19 protein-coding genes are annotated in these 24,561 nt (G+C 72.4%); 11 read left to right on the top strand and 8 right to left on the bottom strand.

Features of this window, described 5'->3' with window-relative positions; all coding sequences use genetic code 11:
- The first annotated feature begins 63 nt into the window (after positions 1-63).
- Both ACZ6TB_RS04135 and ACZ6TB_RS04130 read left to right on the top strand, forming a co-directional pair.
- Positions 64-447, top strand: a complete 384-nt coding sequence (locus tag ACZ6TB_RS04135; RefSeq protein WP_465550392.1) for a VOC family protein — start codon at positions 64-66, stop codon at positions 445-447.
- A 114-nt stretch (positions 448-561) separates the two neighbouring features.
- Entirely contained in the window at positions 562-2,091 is a 1,530-nt protein-coding gene (locus tag ACZ6TB_RS04130; protein WP_465550390.1) for a vanadium-dependent haloperoxidase, read from the top strand.
- Here ACZ6TB_RS04130 and ACZ6TB_RS04125 read toward each other — a convergent pair.
- On the bottom strand, positions 2,075-3,019 hold the full coding sequence (locus ACZ6TB_RS04125; protein WP_465550389.1) for a LysR family transcriptional regulator: 945 nt from the start codon (positions 3,017-3,019) through the stop codon (positions 2,075-2,077). The genes ACZ6TB_RS04130 and ACZ6TB_RS04125 overlap by 17 nt on opposite strands.
- Positions 3,020-3,126: 107 nt before the next feature.
- On the opposite strand from ACZ6TB_RS04125, the gene ACZ6TB_RS04120 reads away from it, so the two are divergent.
- Positions 3,127-3,771: a dihydrofolate reductase family protein gene (locus tag ACZ6TB_RS04120; protein ID WP_465550387.1), complete on the top strand. Its 645-nt coding sequence runs from the start codon at positions 3,127-3,129 to the stop codon at positions 3,769-3,771.
- A 165-nt stretch (positions 3,772-3,936) separates the two neighbouring features.
- Here the strand turns inward: ACZ6TB_RS04120 and ACZ6TB_RS04115 are convergent, their stop codons facing one another.
- The 6 genes from ACZ6TB_RS04115 to ACZ6TB_RS04090 form a co-directional block, all read right to left on the bottom strand.
- The gene (locus ACZ6TB_RS04115) at positions 3,937-6,123 is read right to left on the bottom strand and encodes an MMPL family transporter (protein WP_465550385.1); all 2,187 of its coding nucleotides are present in this window, start codon (positions 6,121-6,123) and stop codon (positions 3,937-3,939) included.
- An 11-nt stretch (positions 6,124-6,134) separates the two neighbouring features.
- Positions 6,135-6,914 (bottom strand): transmembrane-type terpene cyclase, encoded by a 780-nt coding sequence (locus ACZ6TB_RS04110; RefSeq protein WP_465550383.1) that lies wholly within the window; start codon positions 6,912-6,914, stop codon positions 6,135-6,137.
- 1 nt (position 6,915) lies between these two features.
- A complete protein-coding gene (locus ACZ6TB_RS04105; protein ID WP_465550381.1) occupies positions 6,916-8,520 on the bottom strand; it encodes an AMP-binding protein in 1,605 nt (534 codons plus the stop codon).
- Positions 8,504-9,463, bottom strand: a complete 960-nt coding sequence (locus tag ACZ6TB_RS04100; protein ID WP_465550379.1) for a UbiA family prenyltransferase — start codon at positions 9,461-9,463, stop codon at positions 8,504-8,506. Before ACZ6TB_RS04100 ends, ACZ6TB_RS04105 begins: the two co-directional genes overlap by 17 nt.
- Positions 9,463-10,509: a polyprenyl synthetase family protein gene (locus tag ACZ6TB_RS04095; RefSeq protein ID WP_465550377.1), complete on the bottom strand. Its 1,047-nt coding sequence runs from the start codon at positions 10,507-10,509 to the stop codon at positions 9,463-9,465. The genes ACZ6TB_RS04100 and ACZ6TB_RS04095 overlap by 1 nt, the downstream gene beginning before the upstream one ends.
- 148 nt (positions 10,510-10,657) lie before the next feature.
- Positions 10,658-12,835: an MMPL family transporter gene (locus ACZ6TB_RS04090; protein ID WP_465550376.1), complete on the bottom strand. Its 2,178-nt coding sequence runs from the start codon at positions 12,833-12,835 to the stop codon at positions 10,658-10,660.
- 492 nt (positions 12,836-13,327) lie between these two features.
- Here ACZ6TB_RS04090 and ACZ6TB_RS04085 point away from each other — a divergent pair, with 492 nt between their 5' ends.
- Positions 13,328-15,370 (top strand): LuxR C-terminal-related transcriptional regulator, encoded by a 2,043-nt coding sequence (locus ACZ6TB_RS04085; RefSeq protein ID WP_465550374.1) that lies wholly within the window; start codon positions 13,328-13,330, stop codon positions 15,368-15,370.
- Positions 15,371-15,393: 23 nt separating this feature from the next.
- Here ACZ6TB_RS04085 and ACZ6TB_RS04080 read toward each other — a convergent pair whose 3' ends face one another.
- On the bottom strand, positions 15,394-16,713 hold the full coding sequence (locus tag ACZ6TB_RS04080; protein ID WP_465550372.1) for a helix-turn-helix domain-containing protein: 1,320 nt from the start codon (positions 16,711-16,713) through the stop codon (positions 15,394-15,396).
- 333 nt (positions 16,714-17,046) lie between these two features.
- Between ACZ6TB_RS04080 and ACZ6TB_RS04075 the strand changes: the two genes are divergently transcribed.
- The 7 genes from ACZ6TB_RS04075 to ACZ6TB_RS04045 are packed head-to-tail and all read left to right on the top strand — an operon-like array spanning position 17,047 to position 24,533.
- Entirely contained in the window at positions 17,047-18,135 is a 1,089-nt protein-coding gene (locus ACZ6TB_RS04075; RefSeq protein ID WP_465550370.1) for a polyprenyl synthetase family protein, read from the top strand.
- On the top strand, positions 18,135-19,133 hold the full coding sequence (mvk, locus tag ACZ6TB_RS04070) for a mevalonate kinase (protein WP_465550368.1): 999 nt from the start codon (positions 18,135-18,137) through the stop codon (positions 19,131-19,133). The genes ACZ6TB_RS04075 and mvk overlap by 1 nt, the downstream gene beginning before the upstream one ends.
- Positions 19,123-20,133, top strand: a complete 1,011-nt coding sequence (mvaD, locus tag ACZ6TB_RS04065) for a diphosphomevalonate decarboxylase (RefSeq protein ID WP_465550366.1) — start codon at positions 19,123-19,125, stop codon at positions 20,131-20,133. Before mvk ends, mvaD begins: the two co-directional genes overlap by 11 nt.
- The gene (locus ACZ6TB_RS04060) at positions 20,130-21,227 is read left to right on the top strand and encodes a phosphomevalonate kinase (RefSeq protein ID WP_465550364.1); all 1,098 of its coding nucleotides are present in this window, start codon (positions 20,130-20,132) and stop codon (positions 21,225-21,227) included. Before mvaD ends, ACZ6TB_RS04060 begins: the two co-directional genes overlap by 4 nt.
- The gene (gene fni / locus ACZ6TB_RS04055; protein ID WP_465550362.1) at positions 21,224-22,297 is read left to right on the top strand and encodes a type 2 isopentenyl-diphosphate Delta-isomerase; all 1,074 of its coding nucleotides are present in this window, start codon (positions 21,224-21,226) and stop codon (positions 22,295-22,297) included. Before ACZ6TB_RS04060 ends, fni begins: the two co-directional genes overlap by 4 nt.
- Positions 22,294-23,355 carry a hydroxymethylglutaryl-CoA reductase gene (locus ACZ6TB_RS04050; RefSeq protein ID WP_465550360.1) on the top strand — a complete coding sequence of 354 codons (1,062 nt, stop codon included), beginning with the start codon at positions 22,294-22,296 and terminating at the stop codon, positions 23,353-23,355. Before fni ends, ACZ6TB_RS04050 begins: the two co-directional genes overlap by 4 nt.
- 2 nt (positions 23,356-23,357) lie before the next feature.
- The gene (locus ACZ6TB_RS04045) at positions 23,358-24,533 is read left to right on the top strand and encodes a hydroxymethylglutaryl-CoA synthase (RefSeq protein WP_465550358.1); all 1,176 of its coding nucleotides are present in this window, start codon (positions 23,358-23,360) and stop codon (positions 24,531-24,533) included.
- The last annotated feature ends 28 nt before the right edge of the window (positions 24,534-24,561 follow it).

The raw sequence follows: 24,561 nt of genomic DNA, 5'->3' as shown, positions 1-24,561 counted from the left end.
TTACCGACCGGCTCGGGCATTACCATCGGTGACGAAGCGGGGCTCACCGGCGGAGGAGGCGTCTTGACCGACACCGTGCACGTTCGCTACCTGGTGGACGACGTCCAGGCCGCGATCGACTTCTACACCACGCATCTCGGGTTCGTGCCGGGGGAGACCACCTTCCCGCCCGCGTTCGCCGACGTGCGGCGCGGCGGCCTGCGGCTGCTGCTGTCCGGGCCGGAGAGCTCGGCCGGCCGCCCGATGCCCGACGGCCGCCGGCCCGGCCCCGGCGGCTGGAACCGGATCCACCTGATCGTCGACGACATCGACGCGGAGGTCGCCCGGCTGCGCGCGGCCGGAGTGGTGTTCCGCAGCGACGTCGTCAGCGGGCCCGGCGGCCGGCAGATCGTGCTCGACGACCCGGCCGGCAATCCGGTCGAGTTGTTCCAGCCGGCGGGACAATAACAATTGCTGCTCGCCGACTACTCGGGCAGGTAGTGGACGGCGTGAATGTGCTCGCCAATCCTTGGTTCGAAGAGCGATTCGAACCATCAATGGATTTGGCGAAGGAGCACCCCTGTGACCTCATTATCGGAATTCTCGCCGCGCCGGAGATCGCTGCTGCTGGGCGGCCTCGGCACCGCGTCGGCCGCCGCCCTGGCGCCGCTCACGGTGGGCGGCCCGGCGGCCGCGGCCACCCCGGCGGCGGCCGCGGCCGATTTCGACTTCGACACCGGGAACTTCGTCCGCGAGCTGATCGCGCCCTTCCAGCCGGCGCAGAACGTGATCGCCCCCATGGACGTGACCGTGCTGCACCGGTTCGTGCACCTGTCGATCACCTCCTGGTTCGACGCGATCGCTCCCTATCACCCGACCGCCGTCGGCGTGCACTCCCGCCTCGCCCGCCGTCCCGCGAGCGAGGCCGCCACGAACCGGAACAAGACCATCGCCGCGCTGCACGCCAACTGGCAGGTGGTGAACGGGGTCGAGCCGCGGCGGGCGCCGGACTTCCGAGCGCTGATGGTCTCGGTCGGCCTGAACCCGGACGACGCCTCCGAGGACCCCACCAGCCCGGTCGGCATCGGCAACCTGGCCGGCAAGGCCGTCGTCGCGGCCGCGCTCAAGGACGGCATGAACCAGGCCGGCGACATCGGACGGCGGTACAACCCCCGGCCGTACGCGGACTACACCGGATATCAGCCGGTCAACAGCGCGTTCGACCTGACCGATCCGTCACGCTGGCAGCCGAAGCTCGGCCCGCACACCCGGCGTCTCGACGGGACCGGCGGCGACCTCGGCATCTTCGTCGTCCAGCAGTTCGCCACCCCGCAGCTGGCGAAGGTCAAGGCGCACACCTTCCGTGACCCGGCCCAGTTCCGGCTGGCGCCGCCGCGGCACACCGACCACACCCGGCCGGCCGACTACAAGCGGTCCGTCGACGACATGCTCGAGGTCTCGGCCGCGCTGACCGACGAGCAGAAAATGGCCGCGGAGTACTTCGACGACAAGACGATGGCGCTGGCCCAGTCGGTCGGCTTCGCCACCCTGACCCACCCCGACCTGAGCCTGGACGACACCATCCACCTCGGCCTCACCACCGCGGTGGCGATGTTCGACGCGATGGTCGCGCTCTGGTACCAGAAGCGGAAGTTCGACGCGGTGCGGCCGTTCAGCGCGGTCCGGCACGTCTACGGCCACCGCCGGGTGACCGCCTGGGGCGGGCCGGGCAAGGGGACCGTCAGCGACATCCCGGCCGACGAGTGGGCGAGCTACCTCAACGTCGGTGACCACCCGGACTACCCGTCCGGATCCACCACCATGTGCTCGGCCCAGGCCCAGGCGGCGCGGCGCTACCTCGGCGACGACACCTTGAATCTGACGCATTTCGCGGCGGCCGGTTCGAGTGTGCGGGAGCCGGGCGTCACCCCGGGCGGGAATATCAAGCTGCAATACGCCACCTGGACCGATTTCGTGCACACCTGCGCGATGAGCCGGGTGTGGGGCGGCGTGCATTTCCGGAAGACCGTCGAGAATTCGATCGTATTCGGCGAGCAGTTCGGGGATCTGGCCTACGCGTGGACGCAGAAGCAGATCAACGGCAACGTCTGAGTCGTACGGTGGTGGCGGCGCCCGCCGCCACCACCGGTTCCCGGCTGTCGTGCTGCCCGAGATCCTTCGCGGCCGCGGCCAGGATCTCGATCAGCGCGGTCGTGGCGGGTGGGTCCGGCGGGTCGCCATACGTGGCGGCGTAGATCCGGCGCGGGCGGTCGGTGAGTGCGGTGGCGTGAACCTCCGGCGCCCGGTGGGCATGCAACGCGAGTCCGTTGACGATCGCGACGCCCATGCCGGCGGCCACCACGGCCTGGGCGATGACGGTGTCGTCGCAGGTGAAGGCGATGCGCGGGGAGAAGCCGGCGCGTTCGCAGGCCGCGATCGTGGCGGCTCTGCAGCGTTCGCAGCCGCCGACCCAGGCGGAGTCACGGTGGTCCTCCAGACGCTGATGGGGCCGGTCGGTGATGAGGTAGAGAGGGTCGTCCAGCAGGTGGGTGAGCCGGAATCCGTCGTCCTCGCCGGGCGGAGGGTCGGCGTTCCGGAAGATCAGTGCGATGTCGACCTGTCCGGAACGCAGCATGTCCAGGCCCACGTCCGGATGGGCGTCGACGAGGTTCAGCTCGATGCCCGGGTGCGACCGGGACAGCTCGGCGGCCGCCTTCGGCACGAGCGTGCTGAGGACCGTCTGGAAGCCGGCGAGTCGTACCCGGCCGGCGCGAAGGCCCACCCGGGCGGCCAGCTCGACCGATGCGGCGTTCAGCCGCCCGAGGATCTCGGTCGCCCGCTGCGCGAGGAGTACCCCCTCGGGGGTGAGCCGGATCCCGCGGCCCACACGTTGGATGAGCCTGGCCGCGGTGTCGGCCTCCAGCCGCCCCAGATGGTGGCTGACCGACGACTGCGAGTAGTGCAGTTCCTTCGCGGCTTCGGTCACCGATCCGTGGCGGGCGACCGCTTCCAGAACCTTGAGTTGGGTCAGGTTCAGCATTCATCGAGTTTATCGATGAGATCATGGCGAATTTGACATTGGACGTCATGACGTCGGGACGGTCATCATCAGGTCACAACCCACCCAAGCAGCGAAGGAGCAGCGCCGTGGCACTCGCCCGCGTCCAGAACTTCTCGATTTCCCTCGACGGCTTCGGTACCGGCGAAGGTCAGAGCCGCGACGCGCACTTCGGCCACGCCGGGGACAGCCTGCACGAGTGGATGTTCGCCACCAGGTGGTGGCACGGGCCCGGCGAGCCGGGTGGTAGCGGCGGCGTCGACGACGTCTTCGCCCGGCAGTTCGAGCGAGGGATCGGCGCCGAGATCATGGGGGCCGGGAAGTGGGGCCACCCCGGATGGCACGAGGATCCGGACTGGACGGGCGCGTGGGGTCCGAACCCGCCGTTCCACACACCGGTCTTCGTCCTCACCCATCACACGCGTCCACCGATCGAGATGGAGGGCGGCACCACCTTCCACTTCCTGGACGCCTCGCCCGCCGAGGCGCTCGAGGCGGCCCGTGAGGCCGCCGGCGGCCAGGACGTCCGCATCGGCGGCGGCCCCACCGTGATCCGCGACTTCCTCGCCGCGCGGCTCATCGACCACCTGCACGTCGCGGTGGTCCCGATCCTGCTCGGCCGAGGGGTGCCCCTCTGGACCGGGCTGGAGGGCCTCGAGAAGGACTACCGGATCGAGGCCACCGCCTCGCCCAGCGGCGTCACCCATCTGACCTTCACCCGCGCCGGCGTCTGACCAGGGCCTGTCCTGTCGATCACGAGGGGCTGCGGCGTGGCCCAGGCGGCGCCTGACGGCGTCCGCGAAACGCCCGAATCCAACACCGGGATGCGGCCGCTTCGCGGCCGACGTCAGCCACCACCTGGACCTCGCCTCACTCCCGCGTGATCGACAGGACAGGCCCTAGACCGCCGGCGCCTCGCGCAGCCCGAAACGGCGGTGCAGGCGCCGCAGCGGGGCCGGCGCCCACCACGTCGCCCGGCCGCCCAGCCGCATGAGGGCGGGCAGCAGCGCACCGCGGATCAGCGTCGCGTCCACCAGCACCGCGAGGGGCAGGCCGATGCCGTACGCCTTGATGTAGGTGATCCCGGAGACGGTGAAGGCCAGGAACACGATCGAGATGAGGATCGCGGCCGCCGAGACCATCCGCCCGATGCGTTCCAGGCCGATGGCGACGGCGGCCTCGCCGTCCCCGGTGCGGTCGTACTCCTCGCGGATGCGGGAGAGCATGAACACCTGATAGTCCATGGCCAGCCCGTACGACAGCGCGAACAGCATCACCGGGATCGTGGACGCGATCGTGCCGGTGACGGTGAAGCCGCCGAGCAGCCCGGCGAGATGCCCGTCCTGGAAGATCCACACGAGCGCGCCGAAGGTGGCGGTCAGGCTCAGGGCGCTGAGCAGCAGGGCGAGCACGGGCAGCAGGACGCTGCCGGTCATCAGGAACAGCAGGACCAGCATGGCGACGGCGACCAGCCCGAGGGCGTACGGAAGCCGGTCGACCAGCACCGCGGTGGTGTCCGCGCTGACCGCCGCCGTGCCGCCGACCAGCACGGGAACGGGCGACGGCTCGGCCCGCACGGCGTCGACCAGCCGCAGCGCCGCGTCCGGGTCGGCGGTGTCGGGCACGACCGACAGGTAGACGCCGTCGCCGATCCGGAACCGCTGGTTCGCCTCGCCGGCGGGAATCCGCAACGAGCCGCCCACGTAGCTGCCGCCGGCGGTGTCGACCCGGCCGGCGTGCGGGAGACGGGACAGCCGGGCGGCGTACGCGTCGAGTTCGGCCGCCGCCGGGTCCCCCCGGGGCGCCACGACCTGCAACGCGTTCAGCTCGGCGCCGTCGAAGTTCTGCCGGATGAGCGTGGTGACCTGGCGCGCCTGGGACGACTCCGGCATCGATCGCTCGTCCGGCATGCCGAGCCGGATGCCCAGGAACGGGATGCCGAGCACGAGCAGCAGGAGGATGACGGCGGTCGCGATCGGCACCGGGCGGCGCATGACGACGGTCGCCAGGCGGTGCCAGAAGCCGGATTCCGGGTCGGCCGCGATGGTGGCGGGCCGCCGGCGGCGCAGGACCCGGCCGCGGTCGATCCGCGGGCCGAGCACGGCCAGGAGCGCGGGCAGCGCGGTGAGCGAGCCGATCGCGGCCAGTGCCGCGGTGATCATCGCGCCGATGCCGAGGCTGCGCACGGCGGGCAGCGGAATGAACAGCAGCCCGGACAGGACGAGCACGATGGTGACGGCGGAGAACGCGACCGTACGCCCGGCGACCGTCACCGTGGTGCGCAACGCCTCCGGGGCGTCGCGGCCGTTGCCCAGCTCCTCCCGGTACCGGTTGACCATCAGCAGGCTGTAGTCGATGGACAGGCCGAGCCCGAGGAGGGTGACCACGCTGACGGCGAAGACGGACAGGTCGGTGATCGAGGCGACCACCCACAGCACGCCCATGCCGAGCAGCATGGTCACCAGCGCGACGGCGAGCGGGACGAGCGCGGCCATCAGCGTGCCGAAGACGATGACCAGCGCGATCAGCGTCACCGGGAAGGCGATCGTCTCGCCCTTGGTGCCGTCGGCCTGGCTCAGCTCGGTGGTCTCCTTCCAGAACATGGCGGAGCCGCCGACCCGTACGGTCAGGCCGTCGCGGGCGCCCTCGTAGCGCGGGGTGAGGTCGTCGAGGATCTTGTTGACGGCGGTCTCGTCGCCGCGGACGGTGGCGCCGATCAGCGCCTGCCGCCCGTCGTGGCTGCGCAGCTGCGACGGCCGCCCCGCGGTCCAGTAGGAGGTCACTCCCGTGATGCCCGGCTCGGCGGCGAGCCGGTTGCTGAGCGCCGTGCCGGCGGCGGCCGCCGCCGGCTCGTCCACGGTGCCGGGCGCGGCGACCACCAGCGTGAGGTTGGGCGGGCCCTGCCCGGCCGCGTCGAGGATCTGCGCGGCCCGGCCCGACTCCGCGTTCGGGTCGGACAGGCCACCGGCGGTCAGCTTGCCGAACAACGTGGCGCTCGCCGCCCCGCCGGCCAGGGCCAGCAGGACGGCGAGGACGAGGACTGCCCGGCGGCGCCGCAGCATCAGGCCCGACAGCTTCTCCAACATGGATGCGCCTCTCAGTGCGATAGCGGGACGGCCGCCGGGGTCATCGCCGGCGCCGTCGCCGGTGGGAAGACCCGCGGGCGGCGCAGCGCCCACGGCGACTGGCCCTCCGCCCGGATCCGGCGATACAGCAGGCGGATGTACGTCAGGTCCAGGATCAGCATCATGACGAACCAGGACAGGACCAGATAGCGGCCCGGGAACAGGATCAGAACGTTCAGCCCGGCCAGTTGCGAGCCCAGCATCTTGCAGATCGCGGCGTGCAGCGAGAGTCCCGCCGACGACCGTCGCTTGTAGAGGGTAACGATGAAGGCCGCGCTGATCCCGACGTTGAGGGCGCAGCCGCTGTACATGCCGAGGATGTCGCGGAACTCGCGGGCCATCAGGAACACCTGGACGGCGGCGACGGCGACCAGGCCGAAGAAGAGCCGGAGGAACAGCCGGCGGGAGAGGCCCGGGAAGTCCTTGTTCCCGTACCGGACCACCTGGGTGACGATGATGATGTCGATGAGGAACCAGAGGAAGTTGGCCGGACGCTGCGCCGGCTCCTGGTCGATGACGACCGAGTGCACGAACTCCCAGGCGAAGTTGATGGCCACGACGACGACCGGGATGCCGACGAACTTGTCGATGTACGCCCGGTGGATCGCCAGCCCGTAGGCGAGGCCCCAGAACAGCCCGATGCCGGCGACGATCGCCCAGAACCAGCCGTTGCGGAAGTCCCCGGGCGCGGAGACCGACGGCGCGTTCGCGGGCAGGCCGAACAGCGCCGGGGGAAGCCAATCCAGGCTCATCTCAGGTCCACCTTCCGGATCCGATGACGTCGGCAGTGCCGAGGACCTGCTGCCGGAGGGCGAGCCGGCGCACCTTCCAGGTGGCGGTCCGGGGCACGTCCTCCCACCGGAGCAGCCGGGGCGGCGCCAGCTCGGGCAGCCCGGCGGTGGCCCGCGCCCAGTCGGCCGGGTCGAGCCGGTCGTCCGGCATGCACAGCACCGGCACCGGGAGACCGTCCGGCCGGGCCAGGACGGTCACGTCGGACGCCTGCGGGAGCCGGTCGAGCAGGATGCTTTCGAGGTCGATGCAGCTGTGCCCGGGGATCATGTCGACCTCGCGGTCGAGCAGCCGGATCCGGCCGAAGCCGGTCCGCGCCCCGAGGTCGCCGCTGTTCCACCAGCGGCCGCTGAGCTTGGCCCGGTAGCGGTCGTCCTCGCCCAGATAGGTCAGGCACCGGGCCCGGGTCGCCACCATGAGCAGGCCCGGTTCGCCGCGCGGCGAGCGGCGGCCGGTCACCGGGTCGACGACGCGCACCCGGACCATCGCCGCCGGCCAGCCGGTCGAGGTGAGGTCGGCGCGGGTGCGGACGGTCCGGCGGGTGAACAGGTTGACGACGATGCCGGTGATCTCCGACTGGCCCAGTCCCCAGCCCCAGACCGGAAAGCGGCGCGTGGACGCGTTCAGCAGCGTGCGGATGGTGCGGGCGTGCACCGCGTCGAAGGTGGTGACATAGAGGCGCACCCGGGCGAACAGCTCCGGCCGCCGGTGGGCGAGCTCCTCCCAGCGTTGCAGCATGTTGGGCATCGCCTCGACGGTGGTGGGGCGGTGCTCGTCGAGCATCCGCTCGACGGTCGGCAGCCCGGGGTCGGAGATGGCCACCAGCTTCTCGGGCGCCATCTTGAGCTGCGAGGCGGTCCAGGCCACCACGCGGATGTGCGCGAACGAGACCGCGGCGGCCGTCACGTCGCTGTGCCGGGTGGTCAGGAACGGGATCGGGCAGCGCTCCATCCGGGCCGGGAACCGCCCGACCGCGGTCGCGGCGGTGTGCAGCACGAGTTTGGGCACGCCGGTGGTGCCGGACGTGTGCGTGACGATCATCGGGTCGTCGGCGCCGCCGGGCCGGACCGGCGCCGGCGGACCGCCGCGCAGGTCGTCCAGGGCGAGCGTGCCCGGTGGCAGGTCGCCGGCCGGCTCGCCGACCGCGATCGTGCGGGCGGCGGGGTCGATGAGCGGCGCCCCCGCGCGGGCCAGGAGCCGGGTGCCGGCGACGAGCAACGCCGGCTGGGCCCGGGCGACCAGCGTCCGGACGGTCTCCACCGACTCGATCGGGGCGAGCATCACCGGCAGGGCGCCGAGACGCGCGGCCGCGGCGGCCAGCAGCGGCATGTCGAAATGGTTGTCCTTGGCCACGACCACGCGGTCACCGGCGCGCAGCCCGGCCGCGTGCAGGCAACCGGAGAGCTCGTCCACCATCCGGGCGAGGGCCGCGCCGTCGTACCCGGTGCCGCCCGACGGGGCCACGTCCATCGGCCGGTCGAGGTGGACCACCGTCTGCCGGGCACGCTCGGCGTGCCAGTGAAAGACCCGTCCGATGTGGTACGGCATGGTGTCAGCGCGCGACGACATCGAGCACCACCAATCCCAGGAAGCCGAGGTCGTAGGCCACGAAGGCGGCGACGCGCGCCCGGCGCCACCGGTCGTGCCGCACGGCGAAGTGGATCTGAGCGACGTGCAGCGCCGTGGCCGGCAGCAGGAACAGCGCCGTCCACCAGGGCGCCGAGCGGGCCCCCGGCAGCGCGGCGATCGTGGCGACCGAGATCGCCAGGTAGGCCACGAGCGCCGCCTTGACCACCCAGCGCGGGGCGGCGACCGGCAGCGTCCGCCGGCCGACGCTCGCGTCGCCCTCGACGTCGCCCACATTGGAGCAGGACACCAGCATGACCAGCCACAGGCCCATCAGCAGGCCCTGCAGCACCGCGGCCCCGGTCCAGTGGTTCTGCACCGCGAGGTACGGGAACAGCAGCCCGCCGATGGTGCCGACGCCCAGCAGCAGCTCGGAGCCGCCGACGTGGTAGCTGAAGCGCAGGCCGCCCGAGTACTGCGGGCCCAGCACCGCGCACGCGATGAAGATGATCACCGCCGAGAGCGGGACGTCCCAGTGCAGCGCGGCGAAGCCGGCGAACCCGGTGACCACCGCGAACGCCTCGGCCAGCACGGCGAAGACGACCGCCTGGCGCACCGTCACGCTGCCGCTGAGCAGCGGCTTGCGCCGGATGTCGCGGCGGAATCCGGGCCGGGTGTAGTTGGCGGCGTCGCTGCCGTTGCGGAAGCCGACGATGTCGTCGACGGTGGCGGTGGCGGCCACGATGCCGGCCGAGGCCAGCAGGAGCAGCGCCAGGGCCGCGATCGCTCCGGGCCGGGCCAGCGCGTCCGGCGTGAGCAGCAGCGCCGCCAGCGCCCACGGGAAGAAGTGCAGGTACACGGAGATCTTCGAGATCCGGGCGAGCCCGGCGGCGACCTGCCGGGCGGACGCGGGCGGCGGCGCAGTGACCGCCGTCGGGTAGCCCATCACCGGTCCCGGTACGCGACGAGACGGGCCATGGTGGTCAGCTCCTCGCGCCAGCCGGCCGCGAGCGGGACGGCGGCGATGGCCCGGCAGCCCTGCTCGACGAGCTCGTCGATGTGCCGTTCCACGGTGCGCCGCACGCCGGTCTCCTCGAGCCGGCTGCGGAGCCGCCCGGCGGTGGCCCCGGCCGACAGCAGCTCCCGGATGCCGGCGTCGCGGTCGAGCGCGAGGCCGAGCAGGAGCGTCATCCGGTGCCGCTCGAGGTCGAGCCCGTCCGGCTTGCCGGTCACGGTGGCGTCGCCGAAGACGCCGATGAGGTCGTCACGCAGCTGGAACGCCTCGCCGACGGCGGTGCCGTAGGCCTCGAACGCGTCCGCCAGGTCGGGTCGCCCGGCGATGACGGCGCCGAGCTGGAGCGGTCGCTGGATGGTGTAGCGGCCCGACTTCGCGACCGCGACCCACCGTGCCGTCTCGACGTCGACGGCCAGCTCGGCCGCCGCCGAGACGTCGGCGAACTGTCCGACGATGAGCTCCGAGCGCAGCTCCGCCCAGAGCGCGTCGGCGAGCGGCACGGCGGCCATGAACTGATCGGCGTAGACCAGGGCCAGGTCACCGGCCAGGATCGCGACGCTCTCGCCGTACCGGATGTCGTCGCCGTGCCGGCCGAGCTGCCGATGCAGTGCCGAGTGCTGCTGGTGGACGGTGGGCGTGCCGCGCCGGTGCGCCGCGCCGTCCATGACGTCGTCGTGGATCAGCGCGCACGCATGCAGCAGCTCGAGGCCGGTGGCGGCGGTCAGCACCCGCTGGTGGTCGTCCGGGTCGCCGCCCGCGGCGAGGAAGCCGCTGATGCAGAACGCGGGCCGGATCCGCTTGCCGCCGGCGGCCACCAGGCCGGCGATGGCGGCGACCAGTTCCGATCCGCGTGGTTGTTCGCGGGACCAGCGGTCCCGCTCCTGGGTCAGGAATGCCTGTAGTCGATGCTCGGCCAGCTCCATCAGGCGGGTTCGAATCGTGGTGATGGAGGCGGGCTCGGCGTTGATGGTGGTCACGTCATCTCCCTGCGACGGTCCGCGGTGAGCACGCGAACAGCCTGCCGCCGGTGGGCGCCGCGGTGAACCGAAGAAAGACGAGAACGTCAGGTCCGGGGAGTGCGGGGAACGGGCGGAGAGTTCCCCGCACTCCGTCACGAGGAGGGAGCTAGACCGCGGCCCCTTCCTCGACCTCGGCCGGGGGAGCCGAGGGCGTCGCGGGCTTCCGGCGGCCGGGCATCCACCAGTTGGCGTTGCCGCACAGCTCCATCACCGCCGGGACGAGCACCATCCGGATGATGGTGGCGTCGACGAGGACGGCCACGGCCATGCCCAGGCCGATCTGCTTCACCGAGACGTCCGGGCCGAGCAGGCCGGTGGTGAAGATGGCGATCATGATGGCGGCGGCGGCCGTGATGACCTTGGCGGTCCGGGCCAGGCCGCGGGTGACCGCCCGGCGGGTGTCGCCGGTCCGCTCGTATTCCTCGCGGATCCGTGAGATCAGGAAGACCTCGTAGTCCATCGACAGCCCGAACAGCAGCGGGAACATCATCATCGGCACCCAGGTGGTGATCGGCATCGTGGTCGGGAAGCCGAGCGCCTTGCCGAGCCATCCCCATTGCACGATCGCGACGAGCACGCCGTACGCGGCGGCGATCGACAGCAGGTTCATGACGGCGGCCTGGACGGCGATCGTCACCGACCGCACCAGCACGACCAGCAGCAGCAGGGACAGCACGATGACGATCGCGATCATCAACGGCAGCCGGGAGCTGGTCTCCTCGGCCAGGTCGATCGCCCCCGCGTTGGGGCCGCCGAGGTAGACGCTCTCGCCGCCGGGCGTCGCCGGCAGTACGTCGTTGCGCAGCTCGTGCACCAGGTTGGCGGTCGCCTCGTCCTGGTAGCCGGTCTTCGGGAAGGCCATGAAGATGGCGGCCTGCCCGTCCTTGCTGACCACCGGCGGCGTCGCGTAGGCGATCCCGTCGGTCTTGCGGACCGCGTCGACGACCGGGCCGAGGTCGGTGTCGCGCGAGCCGATCTCGGTCGCGAAGATCATCGGTGCGCCGTAGCCGGGCCCGAAACCCTCGGAGAGGATCGTGTACGAGGTGTAGCTGCTCCGGTCGTGCGGCTGCACGCTGGCGTCGGGCAGGCTCAGCCGCATCGACAGGGCCGGCCAGGCGAGCAGCAGCAGGAGGGCGCCGGACAGCAGCGCGGCGGTCCACGGCCGGTGCTGGACCACGCCGGCCCAGCGCTCGGCGGGCGTGCGGCGCTCCCGCGACGGGCTGCCGTGCGTGGCCTGCCGGCGGGACACCCGGCGGGGCAGCCGGAGCGCGTCGATCTTGCGGCCGGCGAACCCGAGGAACGCCGGCAGCAGCGTGACCGCGGCGATCATCGTGACGAGCACGGTCGCCGAGGCGCCGATGGCCACGCCGGTCATCATCTTCTGGCCCATGGCGATCAGGCCGAGCAGCGCGATCACGACGGTGGTGCCGGCGAACAGCACGGCCCGGCCGGCGGTGGTGATGGCCTTGACCGTCGCGGTCTCCGGCTCGTCGCCATCGTGCAGGCTGTCGCGGTAGCGGGTCAGGATGAACAGCGCGTAGTCGATGCCGACGCCGAGGCCGATCAGCACGGCGACCAGCGACGTGAAGTCGGGTGCGGGCACGATGTGCCCGATCAGCTTCATCAGCGCGATGCCGGCGATGACCGCCATCAGCGCGGTCACGATCGGCAGGCCCATCGCCACCAGCGAGCCGAAGGCGATGAACAGGATGATCGCGGCGGTCAGCAGGCCGATGCCCTCGGCCGGGCCCTGCGGCGGCGTCTCCGCCTTCTCCGCCTTCTCGCCGCCGAGCCCGAGCGTCAGCCCGTCGCCGGAGGCCTCCTTGACCACGTCCACCAGCGGCACGACGTCGGCCTTCGCCACGTCCACGCTGGTCAGCGGGATCGTCGTGCGGGCGATGCGGCGGTCCTTGGTGACCAGGCTCTCGTCCTCGTAGGGCGAGACGACCGGCCCGGTCACGGCGGACGCGGACAGGTCGGCGATGACCTTCTCGATCTTTGCCTTGGTGGCCGGGTCGTCGATGCCCCGGTCGGCCTTGATGGCCAGGGTGAGCGTGTCGCCCTGCTGCTCGGGGAAATGCTGCTCGATCAGGGCCTGTGCCTTGGCGGATCCGGTGTCGCCGCCGGCGTACGAGTTGTCCGCGGCGGCCCCGAACCGGAAGCCGGCGAAGCCCAACGCGATGACGCCGACTATCCAGACCAGGAGGACCAGCCGGCGACGGCGGTAACTGAACCGGGCCAGCCCTGCCAGGGCTCCATCCGCACGGGGAGTCTCCGTGGCCATCATCTTCTCCTCAATTATTGAGCCTTCCACTCAATGCTCGTGATCGCGTTCCGCTCCGTCGACAGGCGGGCGGCGGCAGTTTCCCGATTCCGCTACCGCGGTCGCAGTACTCCGTCCGCGGTAGTCGTGAGTCATATTCACAGACGCCGTTCCGTGGGAATCAACTTTCGGTCAGTTCCACGGTTCGGCCGGCCGGGCGGGCTCGGCCGGGTGCGCGGCCGCGACCTGGGAAAACGGTCCGGTGGTTACTCGTGAGTCGTAGACAAAACGGGTCGGAATCACCGTCGACCGGGGTGCCCGAAATTGTATGACATCGACCGTGAATCCCGTTCGGCGAGGCCGCCTGACGAGCGGAAACAGGATCGATGAGTGACATTGTCGTGTGGTATCGTTTGTGAAATTTCGAGCTCTCTGTTCGTGTGTGCGCATAATCTCGGGGGGATTATGACAACGAGACCGACGCTTGAGTGCCAGAAGCCCGAAGCCATTGCGGTGGCGGTGTATGTTGCCACCGGTCTGGGGTCGGGCGCTCTGGACGAGGAGGCCCGCGAGCAGGTATTGCGGGACATCCTCGGGGCTGACATCAACCGTGGTCTGCTCGACTTCGCGGCCGGCACCGGCGGCAATCCACGCCTCCTCGCCGAATTCGCGATGGGACTTTCCGAAGAAGGATTGGTACGCGCCGAGGACGGTGCATTCCACTTGGTCGCGCGGCGGATTCCGGCTCGCGTATTCGAATTCGTGAGCGCTCAGCTGAGCGAACTGAGCATGAACTGCCGGCAGTTCCTGAAGGTCGCCGCGGCGCTGGGGCATTCCTTCATGCTGGAGAACGTGGCCCGGATGCTGGGCCGGTCGTCGGCCACCCTGCTGTCCTCCCTGGACGAGGCGATGGCCGCCGGCTTCGTCGTCGCCACCGGGAACCAGCTGGCGTTCCCGAGCGACTTCCTCGTCCGCGGCGTCATCGAGTCGATCCCCGCTCCGGCCCGGGAGGCACTGCGGCGCGAGGCGGCCGGTCTCTCCGGGCGTGATCCGTGGGCGGGGGAGCGGGACACGGCGGCGACCGGACTCCCGGCCGATCCGGGCGGCGCGGCCACGCCCGGCGCGCGCGGAACGTGCTCGCCGGCGCATGGCCTGATCATGAGCGGGGACGCGGCCGGCGGCGTACGTCTGGCCGAACGTGTGCTCGCCGGCACGGGCGTCTCGCTCGCCGTCCGGCGCGACGCGGAGGCCTCGCTGATGTTCGGGCTCTTCCTGCTCGGGAGGGACGAGGCCGAGCGCATGGCCGAGCGGATGGCCGGGCGGATCGGGCGGGACCGGGGCGAGCGGCACGGCGACGTCGCCGCGCTGATGGCCCTGACCGTGCGGTCCAACCTGCTCTGGCGGCGAGGCGAGGTGGCCGAGGCGCTGAGCCTGGGCCGCGGCGCCGTGCGGCACAGCGCGGACGCCGACCCGACCTGGCGGCTGCACATCCTGCTCTGTCTCGCCGCGAAGCTCGCCGATCTGCGCGAGTTCGACCAGGCCGAGGCGCTGATCGACGAGGCCGAGGCGGGGCTGCGCGGCCTGCCCCGGCCGGTCTGGACCGCCGCGCCGGCGGCGGCACGGTCCCGGCTGTTCCTGCAGGCGGGCCGGATCGGCGACGCACGGCGGGAGGCGGCGGTGGCCACGTCGGCCGTCGGCCAGGACGCGGTGCCGATGGTGCGGCCCCTGGCGTACGCCGTGCTCAGCACCGCCTCGCTCTACATGGAGGACCTGTCGGCGGCCGTCGAGTACCTGCGGCGGTCGCAGGGTGACCGGGCCGGCAACGTGGCCCTCGAGTCCGTCCAGTACGCCTGGACGGAGATCCTCATCGCGATCAAGACCGAGGGGCCCGGGGCGGCCGCGCGCCTGCTCTCCGGCAAGTACCGGCACCTGCCGCTGCGGCGTGGCCTGTACCTCGAGGTGCCGAGCGCGGCCGCGTTCCTCGTGCTGCTGGCGCGGGACGTGGGCGACCGGACCCTCGAGCGGGCGGTGCTGGAGACGGTGAACGGGCTCGCCGCCGACAACCCGGGCATCTCGGTCGTCGGCCTCACCGGCATGCATGCCAACGCCCTGGCCAACAGCGCCCCGGCCGCGCTGTCGCTGATCATCGTGCAGTCCCCGGACCCGATCTCGGTGGCGCTGGCGACCGAGGAGCTCGCCAAGATCTACGCCGCCAAGGCCCCGGCCGGGCGCCGGCAGGCGAGCACGGGCGATGCGGCGGAGCCGGCCGAGCCGCTCGGCCGGCCGGCGACCTGCTGGTCGAATCTGTCCGACATGGAGCAGCGGATCGCCTATCTGGTGAGCGTGGGGATGACCAACCGGCAGATCGCCAAGCAGGTGCATCTGTCGGCGCACACGGTGAACTACCACCTGCGGAAGGTCTACAAGAAGTTGGAGATCAACACCCGGGTCGAGCTGGCGCACGCGGCCGCGACGTACTCGAGCCGGGCCGCGATCTACTCGATGGGCGACGGGGAGCGGCCCGAGGCGGTCCACGTTCCCGGCGATCTCGACTGAGGCGAGCGCGGGTCCGCCGGCCGTCAGGCGGCGGACCCGTTCCGTTGCCCGGCGGCGCTGATGAAGTGCTTGGTCAGCTCGACCCGGCTGTTGATCTCGAGCTTCGAGAACACCCGCCGCAGATGGCTGTCGACGGTGTGCGGCGACAGGAAGAGCAGGCTCGCGGCCTCGCGGTTGGTCTTGCCGTCCACGATCGCCCGGATGACCCGCAGCTCCGCGCCGGTGAGGCTGTCCCACCCCGACTTCGGCCGCTCGGCGCCCAGCGGGGTCACCACACTGCGCAGCCTCGGGGGCGCCGGGGCCGCCGGTTCGAGGGCGGCCGCCGGGCGGACGACCGCGAGGGCGGCCGGCGCGCCGCTCCGGCCCGCGGCCTGGTGAAGCGCGTCGCCGACGACCGGATGGGCGAGCGTCAGCGCCGGGCCCTCCCGCCGCAGCAGGCCGGCCTGCACCGCCTCGTCGACGCCCGGGGACAGCTCGGTGACCTGCTTGCCGAGCGCCGTCGCGGCCTGCTCGACGGTGAAGGTGCGGCCGACGCCCGGACCGTCGACCAGCAGGCGCCGGACCTCCGGCGGCATCTCGTCGAGCAGCCCGAGCACGGCGGCGAGGAAGCCGTCCGGCAGCCGCTCGGCCACCACCGAGGCGCTGCCGTCCGCGATGATCATCTGCCCGGCCTTGATGAGCGCACTGAAGACGTTCTCCATGAGCCACGGGTTGCCGCCGCAGCGGGCCGCCCAGCCGAGCACGGAGTCGTCCGGACGGGCGCCGAGGAGGCGGCCGCAGAGCTCGGCGATCGCCGCGTCGTCCAGCGACCCGAGCCGGAATCGCTCGGCGGCGTGGTCGATCAGCCAGTCGAGGGCGTGCTGGGCGAGCGACCGGGTGGCAACCGGGCGGCGGGCCAGCAGCCACAGCACCGGCGAGGACGCCAGCGACTGCACCAGCTCGCGCAGGGCCAGGGCGCTGACGTCGTCGATCCGGTGCGCGTCGTCCAGGACGACCATGACCGGATGCCGGCGCGTCGCCGTGGCGACCAGTTCGCCGACCCGGTCCATCAGCCAGAACGGATTGCGGTCCGGGCGGGACAGCTCCTCGAAGCCGGGCGTCGTGTGCCGCAAGAAATTGATCAGCAGGTGTACGGGGATGGGCCGGTCCGTGATGCTCGCCCGGCCGGCCACCACGGTGAGCCCGAGCTCGGCCGCGCGGGCGCCGGCCGCCTTCAGCAGATGGGTCTTGCCCACGCCGAACGGACCGTCGACGATGACGCAGCCGCCCGTTCCGCGCAGCGCCGCCTCCATCCGGCCGTTCAGCGAGGCGAGGATGAGCTCCCGCCCGGTCAATGGATTCATGGTTACCGCCCCGCGGATTCGGAGAATCGTCGTCGCGGCGTTCGACTGTCCGGATCGGACGGTTGAACGCTCCTCGAGCCACACCCAGTTATACGGGACTTCCGGGCGGCGGCGCGGGAAATGGCCGGTCAGCTCGCACTACTCGCGTGAGTAGTGTCCAGGCTCGCTTATCGCGATTACTGTCGGGCCGAGCCGATTCGCGATTCGAGCGGCGCGAAAGCGTCCGTGCCGAATCGGCGTCGCTTCCCCATTGTGCGTACGCAATGCAAATTTCCCGTGCTCGAAGTCGAATTCATCGGAGCCCGAGATGCATGAGTTGCAGGGACCACAACGATGACCGTCAGCTCTCTCGGAACGGCCGTGGACACCGCCGCCGTCGACGCCGCGCTCACCGGTTTCTTCGCCGAGCGCCGGGCCGAGGCCGAGGCGCTCGGCCCGGACTTCGCGGCGACCGTCGTCGAGCTCGAAAGCTATGTGCTCCGCGGCGGCAAACGGATCCGGCCGGCCTTCGCCTGGCTGGGCTGGATCGGCGCGGGCGGCGACCCGCGGGGCCCGGAGGCCGCCTCGGTGCTGAGCGCGTGCGCCGGATTCGAGCTGCTGCACGCCTCGGGGCTGATCCACGACGACATCATCGACGCCTCCCGCACCCGGCGCGGCCATCCCGCAGCGCACGTGCTGTACGCCGACCGGCACCGGGCGCGGCGGTTCTCCGGCGACTCCGAGGCCTTCGGCATGGGCGCCGCGATCCTGATCGGCGATCTCGCCCTGATCTGGTCGGACATGCTCGTCCGGGCGTCCGGCCTGCCCGCCGAGGCGCAGACCCGGGTCTCGCCGGTCTGGTCGGCGGTGCGCTCCGAGGTCATGTACGGCCAGCTGCTCGACCTGATCAGCCAGGCCAGCGACAACGAGGACGAGGACGCGGCGCTGCGGGTCAACCAGTACAAGACGGCGTCGTACACGGTGGAGCGCCCGCTGCAGTTCGGTGCCGCGATCGCCGGCGCCGGTCCCGAGTTGATGGCCGCCTACCGGGCCTTCGGCGCCGGCGTCGGGATCGCGTTCCAGCTCCGCGACGACCTGCTCGGCGTCTTCGGCGATCCGGCGGTGACCGGCAAGCCGTCCGGCGACGATCTGCGCGAGGGAAAGCGCACGGTTCTGCTGGCGACCGCGCTGCGGCGGGCCGACGAGCGGGACCCGGCGGCGGCCGGCTTCCTCCGCTCGCGGATCGGCACCGACCTCTCGGCCGAGGACCTGGCCCGCTTCCGGGCCATCCTCGCCGACGTCGGCGCCGTCGAGCACATCGAGGGGCAGATCGCGGCCCGGACCGAGCGGGCCCTGGCCGCGCTCGAGGCGAGCGCCGTCACCAGCGCCGCGAAGCATCAGCTCGCCGAGATGGCGATCAAAGTGACGCAGCGGGTCCTGTGATGACGACGACGAACTCGCCGGCGATCGCCGCCGGCTTCCACCGCACCGGCGCCGGGCGCGCCCACGGCAAGGCCATCCTGACCGGGGAGCACGCCGTGGTGTACGGCGCCCCGGCCCTGGCCATCCCCGTCCCGCAACTGACCGCCACCGCCACCGCGACGCGGCTGCCCGACCTCGGGGACGGCGCCGGGACGGTCTCCTTCGCGATGGCCGGCGCCAGCGCCGCGCCGATGACACCGCTCGCCGCCGAGGGCCTGACCGGCCTGGTCACCGCCTTCCGGGACCGCGCCGCCGTCGACGGGACGGCCGGCGCCGACGTGGTCATCGACAGCGCGATCCCGCCCGGATGCGGGCTCGGCTCGAGCGCCGCGTGCGCCCGGGCCGCCGTGCTGGCGCTGGCCGGCCTCTTCGGCCGCGAGCTCGACCCCCGCGCGGTGTTCGACATCGTGCAGGTCTCCGAGAAGGTGGCACACGGCCGGGCCAGCGGCATCGACGCCCTCACCACCGGGGCGACGGCGCCGCTCGTCTTCCACGCCGGCGCCGCCCGGCAGCTGACCGCCGGTTTCGACGGATGGTTCGTCCTCGCCGACAGCGGCGTGCACGGCAGCACCAAGGAGGCCGTCGACCTGCTGCGCGGCCGGTTCGAGCGCGACGAGGCCGGCCGTGACGCCTTCGTGAGCCGGGTCTCGCGCTTGACCCACGCCGCCGTCCGCGACTTCGAGCAGGACCGGATCGCCGGCCTCGGCCGCCGGCTGACCGAGAACCACGAGGTGCTGCGGGAGCTCGGGATCAGCACCGACCGCCTCGACGGGCTGGTCGGGACCGCGCTCGCGGCCGGCGCGCTGGGCGCCAAGCTCAGCGGGGGCGGGCTGGGCGGCTGCCTGGTCGCGCTGGCCGGGGATCCGGAGGCGGCGGCGACGATCGCGCGACGCCTGCGGGACGCGGGCGCCACGCGGACCTGGACCGTGCCGGTGGTGAGGACGAGCCGTGCCGGCTGACCAGCGGCGCGAGGTGGCCGTCGCGCATCCCAACATCGCGCTCATCAAGTACTGGGGCAAGCGCGACGAGCAACTCATGATCCCGTACGCCGACAGCCTGTCCATGACGCTCGACATCTTCCCGACCACGACGACCGTCCGGCTCGACCCCGCGGCCGGCGACGACCGCGTCTCGCTCGACGGCCGGCCCGCGGACGACGAGACGCGGCGGCGGGTCACCGCGTTCCTGGACCTGATCCGGGCGATGTCCGGAAGCACCGACCCGGCCGCGGTCGAGACCCGCAACGCCGTGCCGACCGGGGCCGGCCTGGCGTCCTCGGCCAGTGGGTTCGCCGCCCTGGCCGTCGCCGGCGCCGCCGCGTACGGCCTCGATCTCGACCTCACCGCGCTGTCCCGCCTGGCACGCCGCGGGTCGGCGTCCGCGTCCCGCTCGATCTTCGGTGGCTTCGCCGTCGGCCATGCGGGCCGCGGCAGCGGCGCCGAGGCCGACCGGGGCTCCTACGCCGAGCCGGTAGCCGTGCCGGACTTCGACCCCGCGATGGTGATCGCCCTGGTGAACGCCGGCCCGAAGGCGGTGTCGAGCCGCGCGGCCATGCGCCGGACGGTCGAGACGTCGCCGCTCTACCGGTCCTGGGTGGACTCGAGCCGGGCCGACCTGTCGGAGATGCGGGTGGCCCTCGGCCGCGGCGACCTCGACGCGGTCGGGGAGATCGCCGAGCGCAACGCCCTCGGGATGCACGCCACGATGCTGGCGGCCCGGCCCGCGGTCCGCTATCTCTCGCCCGCCACCGTGGCCGTGCTCGACGAGGTCCTGCGGTTGCGGGCCGCCGGCGTGCCGGCCTACGCCACCATGGACGCCGGCCCGAACGTGAAGGTGCTCTGTCACCCTGCCGACGTCGCCCGGGTGACCGGGGCGGTGCGCGGCGCGGCGCCCGGCTGCTCGGTCGTGGTCGCCCGGCGTGGGCCGGGCGCCCGGCTGCGATCGGCGGTGGCGTCGTGACCGGCCCGGCCGCGGTCAGCCGGCAGGCGCCCGGCAAGCTGTTCATCGCCGGTGAGTACGCGGTGCTGGAGCCGGGCCACCCGGCCGTCCTGGTGGCGGTCGAGCGCCGGATCGGCGTGACCGTCGCCGAGTCGGTCGCCACCGGCGTCACCATCGACTCCGACCTCTGCCCGGCGCCCGCCTTCCTGCGCTGGCGCGGCGACGAGCTCGCCGGGCTCGGCTCGGACGACACCCGCCGGGCGCGCGACCTCCTGCGCCCGGTGGTCTCGGCGATCGAGGTGACCGCCGGCCTGCTGGCCGAGCGGGGCCGGCGCACGGCGCCGATGCACCTCGCGATCCGCAGCCGCCTGCACCACGACGGCCTCAAGCTCGGCCTCGGCTCCAGCGGCGCCGTGACGGTCGCGACGGTGAGCGCGGTGGCGGCCTACCACGGCGTGCGGCTGTCGCCCGAGGAACGGTTCCGCCTCGCCCTGCTGGCGTCGGCGCGGCACGACCCCGGCCCGTCCGGCGGCGACCTCGCCGCGAGCGCCTGGGGCGGCTGGATCGCCTACCGGGCACCCGATCGCGCCGCCGTGGTGGACATGGCGCGGCGCCGCGGCATCGAGGAGGCGTTGCGGGCGCCATGGCCCGGCTTCGGGCTGCGCCGGCTCCCCCCGCCCCGCCGGCTCGCCGTCGAGGTGGGCTGGACGGGGCAGCCGGCCAGCACCTCCTCGCTTGCCGCCCGCCTGGGCACGCCGGCCCGCGGTTTCCTCGCCCGCAGCGACGAGCGGGTGTTCGCCGCGATCCGCGCGCTCGAGCACGGCGACGACGCCGCGCTCCTGCGCCAGATCCGCGGCGCCCGGCACGTGCTCGCCGACCTCGACGAGGAGACCGGCCTCGGGATCTTCACTCCCGGGCTGACGGCGCTCTGCGACGCGGCCGAGGCGGTGGGCGGCGCGGCGAAGCCGTCCGGCGCCGGCGGCGGCGACTGCGGGATCGCGCTGCTCGACGCCGCGGCGCGCTGGGAGGGCCGGCAGCTGCGGGAGAAGTGGGCCGCCGCCGGTGTGCTGCCCGTCCCGATCCGGATCCAGCTCGCGAAGGGGAGCGCCGCATGATCGCCGACCGCAAGGACGACCACGTCCGGTACGCCACCGAGCAGCAACGCCACCTCGGTGGGCACAACGAGTTCGACGACGTGGCCTTCGTCCACCACGCGCTGGCCGGCATCGACCGGTCCGACGTCTCGCTGGCCACCCGGTTCGGCGGCATCGCCTGGCCGGTGCCGCTCTGCATCAACGCGATGACCGGCGGAAGCGCGAAGACCGGCCTGATCAACCGGGATCTGGCGATCGCGGCCCGGGAGACCGGCGTGCCGATCGCGACCGGGTCGATGAGCGCGTACTTCGCCGACGAGTCGGTGGCGGACACCTTCGGCGTGATGCGGCGCGAGAACCCGGACGGGTTCATCATGGCCAACGTCAACGCCCACGCCGGCGTCGACCGGGCGCGGCGGGCGGTCGACCTGCTGCGGGCCGACGCGCTCCAGATCCACCTCAACACGATCCAGGAGACCGTGATGCCCGAGGGCGACCGGTCGTTCTCGGCCTGGGCGCCCGGCATCGAGCGGATCGTGGCCGGCGTCGGCGTACCGGTCATCGTCAAGGAGGTCGGCTTCGGGCTGAGCCGGGAGACCCTGGTCCGGCTCGAGGAGATGGGCGTACGCGTCGCCGACGTCGCCGGCCGCGGCGGGACCGACTTCGCGCGGATCGAGAACGACCGCCGCGACCGCCCCGACTACTCCTTCCTCGCCGGCTGGGGCCAGTCCACCGCCGCCTGCCTGCTCGACGCCCGGAGCGCTGGGATCCCGGTGATCGCCTCCGGCGGTGTCCGCAACCCGCTCGACGTGGTGCGCGGCCTCGCCCTCGGCGCCTCCGCCGCGGGCGTCTCCGGGCTGTTCCTCAAGACGGTGCTGGACGGCGGCGTACCGGCGCTGATGTCCCTGATCTCGCTCTGGCTCGACCAGATCGAGGCGCTGATGACCGCGCTCGGCGCGCGGACCCCGGCCGACCTCGCCCGGTGCGACGTGCTCGTGCGCGGCGGCCTGAAGGAGTTCTGCGCCGAGCGCGGCATCGAGACCCGCGACCTCGCCACCCGATCACACGAGAGCTTCGGAGGAACTCGATGACCGACCTGAACCCGGTGGCCGGCGTCCCCATGAGATGGGTGGGCCCGGTCCGCATCTCCGGCAACGTCGCGGCGGTCGAGACCGAGGTGCCGCTCGCCACCTACGAGTCGCCGCTCTGGCCCTCGGTCGGCCGCGGCGCGCGGATCTCCCGGATGGTCGACGAGGGCATCGTCGCCACCCTGGTCGACGAGCGCATGACCCGGTCGGTGTACGTGCGGGCCCGGGACGCGCAGACCGCGTACCTGGCCTCGCTGGAGGTGGACGCGCGCTTCGACGACCTGCGCGAGATCGTCCGCGGCTGCGGCCGGTTCGTGGAGCTGATCGGCTTCCACCACGAGATCACCGCCAACCTGCTGTTCCTCCGGTTCAGCTTCACCACCGGCGACGCCTCCGGGCACAACATGGTGACCCTGGCCGCCGACGCCCTGCTCGGCCACATCCTGACCACGATCCCGGGCGTCGCCTACGGCTCGATCTCCGGCAACTACTGCACCGACAAGAAGGCCACGGCGATCAACGGCATCCTCGGCCGCGGCAAGAACGTGGTCACCGAGCTGCTGGTGCCGCGGGACGTCGTGCGGGACCGGCTGCACACCACGGCCGCCGCGATCGCCGAGCTGAACGTGCACAAGAACATGATCGGCACGCTGCTGGCGGGCGGCATCCGGTCGGCCAACGCGCACTACGCCAACATGCTGCTCGGCCTCTACCTGGCCACCGGGCAGGACGCCGCCAACATCGTCGAGGGCTCGCAGGGCGTGACCGTGGCCGAGGACCGCGACGGCGACCTCTACTTCTCCTGCACGCTGCCGAACCTGATCCTCGGCACGGTCGGCAACGGCAAGGGGCTCGGCTTCGTCGAGGAGAACCTGACCCGGCTCGGCTGCCGGGCCGACCGCGAGCCGGGCGAGAACGCGCGCCGGCTCGCGGTCATCGTCGCCGCCACCGTGCTCTGCGGCGAGCTGTCCCTGCTCGCGGCCCAGACCAACCCGGGCGAGCTGATGCGCGCGCATCTGCGGCTCGAACGTGAGACCAAGACGACGACGATCGGAGGCTGACCATGACCCTCGACGTGCCGATCGGCATTCACGACCTTTCGATCGCGACGACCGAGTACGTGCTGACGCACCGGACCCTGGCCGCCGAGAACGGCGCCGACGTCGCGAAGTACCACCGGGGCATCGGCCAGGTGTCGATGAGCGTCCCGGCCGCGGACGAGGACATCGTCACCATGGCGGCGACCGCGGCCGCGCCCGTCGTCACCCGGCACGGCGCCGACCGGATCCGGACCGTCGTCTTCGCCACCGAGACCGCCGTCGACCAGGCCAAGGCCGCGGGCATCCACGTGCACTCGCTGCTCGGCCTGCCCTCGGCGACCCGGGTCGTCGAGCTCAAGCAGGCCTGCTACAGCGGGACGGCGGCGCTGCAGTTCGCGATCGGCCTGGTGCACCGCGACCCGGCCCAGCAGGTGCTGGTGATCGCGAGCGACGTCTCGAAGTACGAGCTGGGCGAGGCCGGCGAGGCCACCCAGGGCGCGGCGGCAGTCGCGATGCTGGTCGGCGCGGACCCGGCGATCATGCGGATCGACGACCCGTCCGGAGTGTTCACGGCCGACATCATGGACTTCTGGCGGCCCAACTACCGCACCACGGCGCTGGTCGACGGGCACGAGTCGATCGCCGCGTACCTCCAGGCCGTGGAGGGCGCCTGGAAGGACTACGCCGAGCGGGGCGGGCGCACGCTCGACGACCTCGGCGCGTTCTGCTACCACCAGCCGTTCACCCGGATGGCGTACAAGGCGCATCGCCACCTGTTGCAGCACTGCGGGCACGAGGTCGACGAGGCCGCCGTCACCCGGGCCGTCGAGCGCACGACGGACTACAACTCCGTCATCGGCAACAGCTACACCGCTTCGATGTACGTCGGACTGGCCGCCCTGCTCGACAACGGCCCCGACCTCGACGGCCACACCGTGGGCCTGTTCAGCTACGGCTCGGGCAGCGTCGCCGAGCTCTTCGCCGGCACCGTCACGCCGGGGTACCGGGCGCACCTGCGCTCCGGCGCGCACCGGGCGGCGATCGCCCGCCGGCAGGACGTCGGCTACGCCCGCTACCGCGAGCTGCACGAGCACGCCTTCCCGACGGACGGCGGCGACCATTTCGTGCCGCGCGAGACCACCGGCCCGTACCGCCTGGCCGGGCTGTCCGGCCACAAGCGCATCTACGAGCCGCGGTGAACCATCCGTACCGACACATTGGAGGATC

Source organism: Actinoplanes sp. NPDC051537 (assembly GCF_055586105.1).
Note: the sequence above shows the minus strand (reverse complement) of the source record. Positions and strands in the feature narration are given on the sequence as shown.

Coding starts and splice junctions, on each gene's coding strand:
- ACZ6TB_RS04090 (WP_465550376.1), bottom strand. CDS start 12,835: ATGGCCACGGAGACTCCCCGTGCGGATGGAGCCCTGGCAGGGCTGGCC.
- ACZ6TB_RS04050 (WP_465550360.1), top strand. CDS start 22,294: ATGACCGACCTGAACCCGGTGGCCGGCGTCCCCATGAGATGGGTGGGC.
- ACZ6TB_RS04110 (WP_465550383.1), bottom strand. CDS start 6,914: ATGAGCCTGGATTGGCTTCCCCCGGCGCTGTTCGGCCTGCCCGCGAAC.
- ACZ6TB_RS04105 (WP_465550381.1), bottom strand. CDS start 8,520: ATGTCGTCGCGCGCTGACACCATGCCGTACCACATCGGACGGGTCTTT.
- fni (WP_465550362.1), top strand. CDS start 21,224: ATGATCGCCGACCGCAAGGACGACCACGTCCGGTACGCCACCGAGCAG.
- ACZ6TB_RS04100 (WP_465550379.1), bottom strand. CDS start 9,463: ATGGGCTACCCGACGGCGGTCACTGCGCCGCCGCCCGCGTCCGCCCGG.
- mvk (WP_465550368.1), top strand. CDS start 18,135: ATGACGACGACGAACTCGCCGGCGATCGCCGCCGGCTTCCACCGCACC.
- ACZ6TB_RS04125 (WP_465550389.1), bottom strand. CDS start 3,019: ATGCTGAACCTGACCCAACTCAAGGTTCTGGAAGCGGTCGCCCGCCAC.
- ACZ6TB_RS04080 (WP_465550372.1), bottom strand. CDS start 16,713: ATGAATCCATTGACCGGGCGGGAGCTCATCCTCGCCTCGCTGAACGGC.
- ACZ6TB_RS04115 (WP_465550385.1), bottom strand. CDS start 6,123: ATGTTGGAGAAGCTGTCGGGCCTGATGCTGCGGCGCCGCCGGGCAGTC.
- ACZ6TB_RS04045 (WP_465550358.1), top strand. CDS start 23,358: ATGACCCTCGACGTGCCGATCGGCATTCACGACCTTTCGATCGCGACG.
- ACZ6TB_RS04075 (WP_465550370.1), top strand. CDS start 17,047: ATGACCGTCAGCTCTCTCGGAACGGCCGTGGACACCGCCGCCGTCGAC.